6 protein-coding genes are annotated in these 6,478 nt (G+C 52.3%); 1 reads left to right on the top strand and 5 read right to left on the bottom strand.

Annotation, left to right across the window (positions count from 1 at the left end):
- The 4 genes from ssb to VKV29_RS00980 all read right to left on the bottom strand — a co-directional run.
- Nucleotides 1-113, bottom strand: a 113-nt coding sequence (gene ssb / locus VKV29_RS00995; protein WP_324199429.1) for a single-stranded DNA-binding protein, incomplete at its 3' end; no start/stop codon positions are given.
- 132 nt (nucleotides 114-245) lie between these two features.
- Complete coding sequence (gene rpsF, locus VKV29_RS00990; protein ID WP_324199428.1) at nucleotides 246-548, bottom strand: 30S ribosomal protein S6; 303 nt, start codon at nucleotides 546-548, stop codon at nucleotides 246-248.
- Nucleotides 549-698: 150 nt separating this feature from the next.
- A complete protein-coding gene (locus tag VKV29_RS00985; protein ID WP_324199427.1) occupies nucleotides 699-2,666 on the bottom strand; it encodes a TonB-dependent receptor in 1,968 nt (655 codons plus the stop codon).
- Nucleotides 2,667-2,789: 123 nt separating this feature from the next.
- The gene (locus tag VKV29_RS00980; RefSeq protein ID WP_324199426.1) at nucleotides 2,790-4,748 is read right to left on the bottom strand and encodes a TonB-dependent receptor plug domain-containing protein; all 1,959 of its coding nucleotides are present in this window, start codon (nucleotides 4,746-4,748) and stop codon (nucleotides 2,790-2,792) included.
- 247 nt (nucleotides 4,749-4,995) lie between these two features.
- Between VKV29_RS00980 and VKV29_RS00975 the strand changes: the two genes are divergently transcribed.
- Complete coding sequence (locus tag VKV29_RS00975; protein WP_324199425.1) at nucleotides 4,996-5,223, top strand: hypothetical protein; 228 nt, start codon at nucleotides 4,996-4,998, stop codon at nucleotides 5,221-5,223.
- Between the two features lie 217 nt (nucleotides 5,224-5,440).
- Here the strand turns inward: VKV29_RS00975 and VKV29_RS00970 are convergent, their stop codons facing one another.
- Nucleotides 5,441-6,439: a bifunctional oligoribonuclease/PAP phosphatase NrnA gene (locus tag VKV29_RS00970; RefSeq protein WP_324199424.1), complete on the bottom strand. Its 999-nt coding sequence runs from the start codon at nucleotides 6,437-6,439 to the stop codon at nucleotides 5,441-5,443.
- Between the last annotated feature and the right edge of the window lie 39 nt (nucleotides 6,440-6,478).

Raw genomic sequence — 6,478 nt, 5'->3', positions numbered from 1 at the left:
GTGAAACGGTTGACGGCCAGCCCAAACTGCGCTACCGGCACGCCGGAGGGAGTGTAGCGGACTTCCGGATCGCGCGTTAAGCGCCCTACAAGCACCACACGATTAACGGACATGGTATCTTCTCCTTTAGCTGAGAAAAGTTGTCTGAGAGGGAGTTGACTCCCTCCATAACACAACTGCCGTTTTCCCCATGAAAAGCGGAAAAACTAGTAGAAAAAATTTTACCATATGGGGAACGCGCTGGGCTATTCCTCGTGCGGGTCTTGGCGGAGCACAATATGCCGTAGCACCACATCGTCAATGCGCAAAAGGCGGTCAAGCTCTTTGGGCGTTTCGGCCTCCGCTTCAAACTGCATTAGAAGGTAGATTCCTTCTGTTTTCTTGCGAATGGGATAGGCAAGGGGACGGCGGCCTTTCTCCCACAAACCGGCCTCATGAACCGTGCCGCCTTGGTCTTGTACCACTTTTTGATAGCGACTGAGCGTCGCTTCAACCTGCTCGTCGTTCAATTCGGGTGTGAGCAGGATCATCGCCTCGTAATGACGCATCGTTTCTCCCTCGGTCTATGGCGCCCTCCTTGAGAGGGCGCGGGATGGAAAGCTCGCAGGTTCCAAGAACGAACTTGTTCTATGGAACGATAGCTTCTTTTATGATACCTCCACAAACCGTTGAAAAGCAAGCTCTCTGGGCGTTTCGGCTCAAAACTTGCCCGATAAGGTAATGTAAACGACGGTACCTATGGGAGCAACCTGGGCTGGTAAGCCGCTTGCTGGGGGCGGAGGTTGTTCGATGTGGCGATTTGCGAACACGTTATGTGCGACTAACGATAGAGTAAGAGGCTCTTTGCCTTCGCGTAAGCGGTAGCCCAGCCGCAAGTCCATGTTGGCATAGGCGGGGGCGTTTGTGAGTATGCCAAACGTGCTTAAGCGGCTTGCTCCCACCGCATGAAGGCCTACGAAGGCATTCCATCTGCCACCTATACTCGCATCCATGCCGGCATTAAGAATGTGTTTGGGTGTAAAAGTGCCTTGAAAAGCGCTCTTGCTCGAAGCCTGTTGGTCGAGAAACGTGTAGTTAAATAGCCCTCTCAATCGCCTTGTAATTTGTAGCTCGCTCTCGAACTCGATGCCATAGATGGTGGCACCCCCCACATTTTCGTACATGAGCTTAGTGGGTAAACCCGGCGGATAAGGTGGTGAGGGGGCGAAGGCAATTGGTAGTAGACCGATGAGATTGCCGATAGAGTTGTAAAAACTGTTTAGCTCCATGTATCCTTTCGGGAGTTCCTGACGCCAATCAAGTTCAAGGCCGTTAAGCGAGATGGTTTTGAGCTTCGTATTCCCTAAGCCCCAACCTGTTAACCCGGGTGCCAGTGGAACGGGCGTATTGAGGTAGGTTTCCAGAAGGGTAGGGGCTTGGAAAGAAGAGCCGTAGGCTATCCGTAGCATTGTGTCACTGCTTAACTTCTTGACGATGCTGACGCGCGGGGAGAAGTTGAAGCCGTAGACCGTGGCATCATCAAAACGAATACCAAGGTAGGCAAGCCAATTTCGAGGGAGTTGCCATTCATCCTGGGTATAGAGGCCAAAAAGGTCTTGAAAATGTCTTCCGGTAACAATGTCGTCTCCATGAAACGTGGTGTGGTTCCAAGTAAATCCATAGACAAGGGTATGATGTTTTCCAACCTGGTTCTGTTTTTGAATCTCGCCCTCGAAGTTGTGGGTTTGTTCGATAAGGGTGTTCTGCGAAACGGCTTTGAAGTTGTTGTAGCTTAATCGTAGGGAAAGTGGATTCTTCGTGGTAGGCTCGTCATAGCGCAGGGCGACGTAGGAGGTACGTGTGTGGAGCCCTGCGAGGTAAAGAATTTCGTAGAAATTTCCCGCATATTCTAAGTCGCCGGCTTGCAGACGGAGCATTCCCGGTGACATCTTATGCTGTGCATCGAGGCCGATAAAAGGGACTGCCGCATTATCCCTCACCCCTAGCGAACCACCGGTGCCGAAACCTCCTGTATGGTTATAGCCAAAATCTAGGCTAAAGGCGTTGCCGTAGCGGTCGGCTGCAGAGGCCAGAAGCTCGTCGTAGTCGCTCTTATAGCCGCCTAGTACGGTGCGAAACTGCAGGTTCGGCTTGCGTCCGGCTAGCTCCTGAGGGGTTTTGGTGATGATATTGATGACACCGTTGTAGGCGTTGGCCCCATATAAAACCGAGCCAGGCCCACGTACGATTTCGATTCGCTTGATTTGACTTATCAATACTGGGACGAGTTGCCAAAATACTCCTCCGGTAAACTGTTCGTTAACCGGCCGATTGTCTATCATAACAAGAACCGTATTCGCATACTGAGAATTAAGCCCGCGAATGGTGACGTTTGAGACGCCTGCATTGGCCTCTGCTAAGTTGAGGCCGGGTGCATAACGTAGAGCGTCTAAAAGCGTTACGGCGCCATTGTGTTGCAACTGTTCACCGGTGATAACCGTAACTGCTGCGGGGGCCTGAGCAAGGGGCTGTTTAGAACGGGAAGCCGTTACCACCGTCTGGGTTCCTGCAAAAAGCAGTTCGTTGTTAAAAGCGTTTTGGGTTAGAGAACCGAGAGCATCCCCTCTCATCGAAGGTAGCAGCATAACAATGCTGAGCACTAAGAGCGACCGACACGAACAAGGCATAAGGGTTCCTCTTAGGAAACGGAGATGTTAGAAGAGGTTGCGTTTTTAGAGCACAGCCTTCAAGCCTCATTATTGGTAGTTTTACCGGTCTGCTGCAGCTATTGGTACTTGTTCGAAACGACATTAAAACTTGCCAGATAAGGTAATGTAAACGACGGTGCGCAATGGAGTGACTTGCGAAGGGAGACCGTTTGTGGGAGGTGGTGGCAGCTCAATGTGATGATCGCCGAAAAGGTTATGCACGAGCAGAGCAAGGGTAAGAGGCTCTTTGCCTTCGCGCAAGCGGTAGCCTAGCCGGATATCCATGTTAATGTAGGCCGGAGCGGAAGAGATAACACCATAGGAGTTCAGAGACGTTGCCCCTACCATGTGGGCCCCCACAAAGGCCTCCCAATGTCGTCCTAAATCTGCGTCTAGTGATAGGTTCGCCATATGGTTCGGTGCAAAAGCGCCGGCCAGTGCCACATTTTTGAGGTGTTCGTAGTTGTAGGCGTAGTTGAAATGCGCATCGAGATTTTTTGCCAACTTCAGAGCACTGTCAATCTCAAAGCCGTAAGAGGTGGCATCGCTGACGTTCGCGTAGGAAAGAGCAGAGGGAGTGCCAGGTGGGAAAGGTGGGGACGGCTGGAAGGCGGTAGGTACAAGCCCGATGATGTTGCGAATAAAGCTGTAGTAGCCGTTTAGCTGGAGGTAGCCTTTTGGTAACTCTTGGCGCCAATCTAGCTCTAAACCGTTGAGGGTAATGGTTTTAAGCTTTGGATTGCCCGTGGTTACTGCGGTTACCCCTGGGGCGATGGGAAAGGCGGTATCGAGATAGGAGTTGACAAGCGGTGGAGACTGGTAGGAGGTACCATAGGCGAAGCGGAGCGTTTGCCGACTACCTAAGTTTTTGAGCAGGCTTATACGGGGGGAGAAACTGGTGCCTATGAGGGTGGCGTTGTCCACTCGAAAGCCTAGATAGCCTATCCAGCCGGGCAAAAACTTCCATTCATCTTGCAGATAGGCGCCGAAGATATCTTGGTAGTGCTTGCCGGGGTAGGCGATGTCGGAGTGCAGCACCGTATGGTTCCAAGATAGTCCATAAACAAACGTATGCCGTGAGCCTATAGAGTTCTGTTTTTGCACCTCTCCTTCAAAAGTATGGGTTTCGTCCTCCGTGCTACCTGCGGACGCGAGCTTGAAACTCGTATAACTTACCCAAGCCATCAGCGGGTTTGGGGCATGTGGTTCATCATAACGTAGTGCGATAGACGAGTTATAGATGTGTATACCGGTTAGGTAGAGCACTTGATAGAAGTTTTCTGTGCTTTGTGCATAGCCTATCTGCAGACGTATTCTTCCAACGCCAACTTTGTGTTCTCCATCGAAATTCAGTAGAGAGACGGCATAGTTATCTAACATATCTGTTGGGGCAGTGCTGCCGAAGCCGCCCGTGTGGTTGTAGCCAAACCCGAATGCGAAGGCGTTTCCCCGCCCATCGGTTCCGGAGGCAAGGAGTTCATCGTAATCGCTCTTATAGCCTCCTAAAACGGTACGAAATCGCAGGTTCGATTTCGCACCATTGGCAAACCCTTCTGGGGTTTTGGTAATGATATTGATAACCCCGTTATAGGCATTCGCACCGTATAGCACGGAGCCGGGCCCGCGAACGATCTCGATACGGTCAATTTGGCTTATAAGTAGGGGAACGCTCTCCCACAAAAGCCCACCCGTGAACTGCTCGTTGATAGGGCGATTGTCTATCATAACGAGCAGGGTGTTGGCATACTGCGAGTTGAAGCCACGCAGAGTTACGTTAACTACGTTGGCACCGGCTTCGGAAACGTTCATGCCCACCACATAGCGCAGGGCATCAGGGATGGTGACAATGCCGTATCGTTCGAGCTGGTCGGCGGTTATCACGGTGACGGCGGCAGGCGCTTGATTGAGCGGCTGTTTAGAACGGGAAGCCGTTACCACTGTCTGGGTTCCTGCAAAGAGCAGTTCATTGCCCAGAGACGACCCAGTGAGCGAGGTCGTAGGCGCCGCCAAAGCGTTCCCTAAACAGAACCAAAAAACTACAAAGAGTATGCCGAATTTCATTGTGGTGTCTTTCCTCCTCATGAAGGATGCTCTAAAAAGCACAGCGATGATATTAAAAAGCGTTTTATTATAGAAACACAAAGAAATATCGGTATTTTTATCAGGTTCTTTAGGGAATGTTGTAAGCTTCGGGGTGTCTTCAATAGCTTTGCTAAAAGGAGCAAGTACGTTGAGGTGACCGGGGATTCTCCATTCGGGCGAGTGCGATCCGGAAGGAGTGGTTGGTAATTGTGGACACACAGTAGCGTTGATGAGACATAATACGGCTCAAGATATTCCAACAAGGCGACGGTGTGAAACTGAGCGTTTAGGCCAAGGAATGCAGCTTTCTCGTCTTCACGTTCGGTGCCAACATTCGACGGGACTGGTAGCACCCGATCAAGAGATGACTGGTGGGGAGTTTAGTCTCATCGGTGTGGGGAACCTGCGCGTTCGTGGCATGATGGTCAACAGGCGCGACACCGTGCCGATGTAAGCATACACAAGGAGGGGTAGGCCCTGTGCCTACCCCTCCAATCGTCAGTACCGACCCCTGTGCGTGAAACAGGCCTTGAGGGGGAAAGGTGCACCGCACCGTTGAACGCCGCACCGCCGGCCTTAAAGAAGCAAGATCAAACCCTATGACCTATTTGGACACGGGTTGAACAACGAAAGCTTAACCCATTTCGATGCTTTGCTTATGGCGCCCATTTTCAGCCTGTGCCGGCAGACTGCTCGTTTAGTTGGCGGATAGCTTCGGCAACCACGAGCTGTTCGGCCTTTTCTAGAGGGGGCGGCAGCGAGCACCCGGCCGCAAGGCGATGCCCTCCACCTCCAAAAACCTGTGCAATGCGATGGACGTCGGCGCCTTCGCGGGCACGAAGGCTTACCCGCACCTTTTTCCCGGGTATCTCGCGGAAGAGAATGCCGATGAGAACGCCCTGAATCGAACGTACATGATTGACGATGCCTTCGGTGTCGGCATCCACCGCGTTAAGCTCCTCGTAGTCTTTGGCCGTCACATGAACCCAAGCCACCTTTCCATCCGGTGATATTTGCAGGGTGCTTAGGGCGCGGCCCAACAACTCCACGCTTTCGCGCGAGCGGTTTTCAAACACAAGCTCGTTGATGCGAGAGGGCACGGCTCCGAGGCGCTGCAACTTGGCAGCAATGGTGAACGTGCGCGGGGTTACACTGGGAAACTGAAAAGAGCCGGTGTCGGTGATGATGCCGGTAAGCAAGCATTCCGCGATGGCACGGTTTGCCAAACGCCTACCGCTTACCTTTTCTAAGGCCAACACGAGTTCCCACCCAAGTTCGCAGGCTGCCGCAGCGTTGGCATCTACCAACAAAAGATTTCCAAATACTCCGTCGGCGAGATGGTGGTCTACATCCACCACAAGCGGAGCCGATAGAACGGTCTCTTCAACCGCACCTACTCTATCTATACGTCCCGCATCGCAGACGACGGCAACATCGAAATCTCTGCGTTCCGTGCTTGTCTGCACGGCATCGGCGCCGGGCATCCAGGTATAGATACTGGGCACGCCATCGGCCGAGAGAAGAATCACCTCTTTACCCAAGGCTTTCAACGCATGCATCAAGGCCAACGTGCAGCCAAGGGTGTCTCCATCAGGGTTAACGTGGGCAGCAAGGACCACGCGTTCTGTGCTACAGAGCGCTCTTGCCACAGCCAGAGCCGCTTTTCTCATGAATCGGTACTGCTATCTCCTTTCACTTCTTTAGACCCA

The sequence above is a fragment of the Chthonomonas sp. genome (genome assembly GCF_035294165.1).
Taxonomy (GTDB): Bacteria; Armatimonadota; Chthonomonadetes; order Chthonomonadales; family Chthonomonadaceae; genus Chthonomonas.
Note: the sequence above shows the minus strand (reverse complement) of the source record. Positions and strands in the feature narration are given on the sequence as shown.

Excerpts from the sequence above, each read along its gene's own strand:
- VKV29_RS00980 (WP_324199426.1), bottom strand. The coding sequence starts at position 4,748 with ATGAAATTCGGCATACTCTTTGTAGTTTTTTGGTTCTGTTTAGGGAAC.
- VKV29_RS00970 (WP_324199424.1), bottom strand. The coding sequence starts at position 6,439 with ATGAGAAAAGCGGCTCTGGCTGTGGCAAGAGCGCTCTGTAGCACAGAA.
- rpsF (WP_324199428.1), bottom strand. The coding sequence starts at position 548 with ATGCGTCATTACGAGGCGATGATCCTGCTCACACCCGAATTGAACGAC.
- VKV29_RS00985 (WP_324199427.1), bottom strand. The coding sequence starts at position 2,666 with ATGCCTTGTTCGTGTCGGTCGCTCTTAGTGCTCAGCATTGTTATGCTG.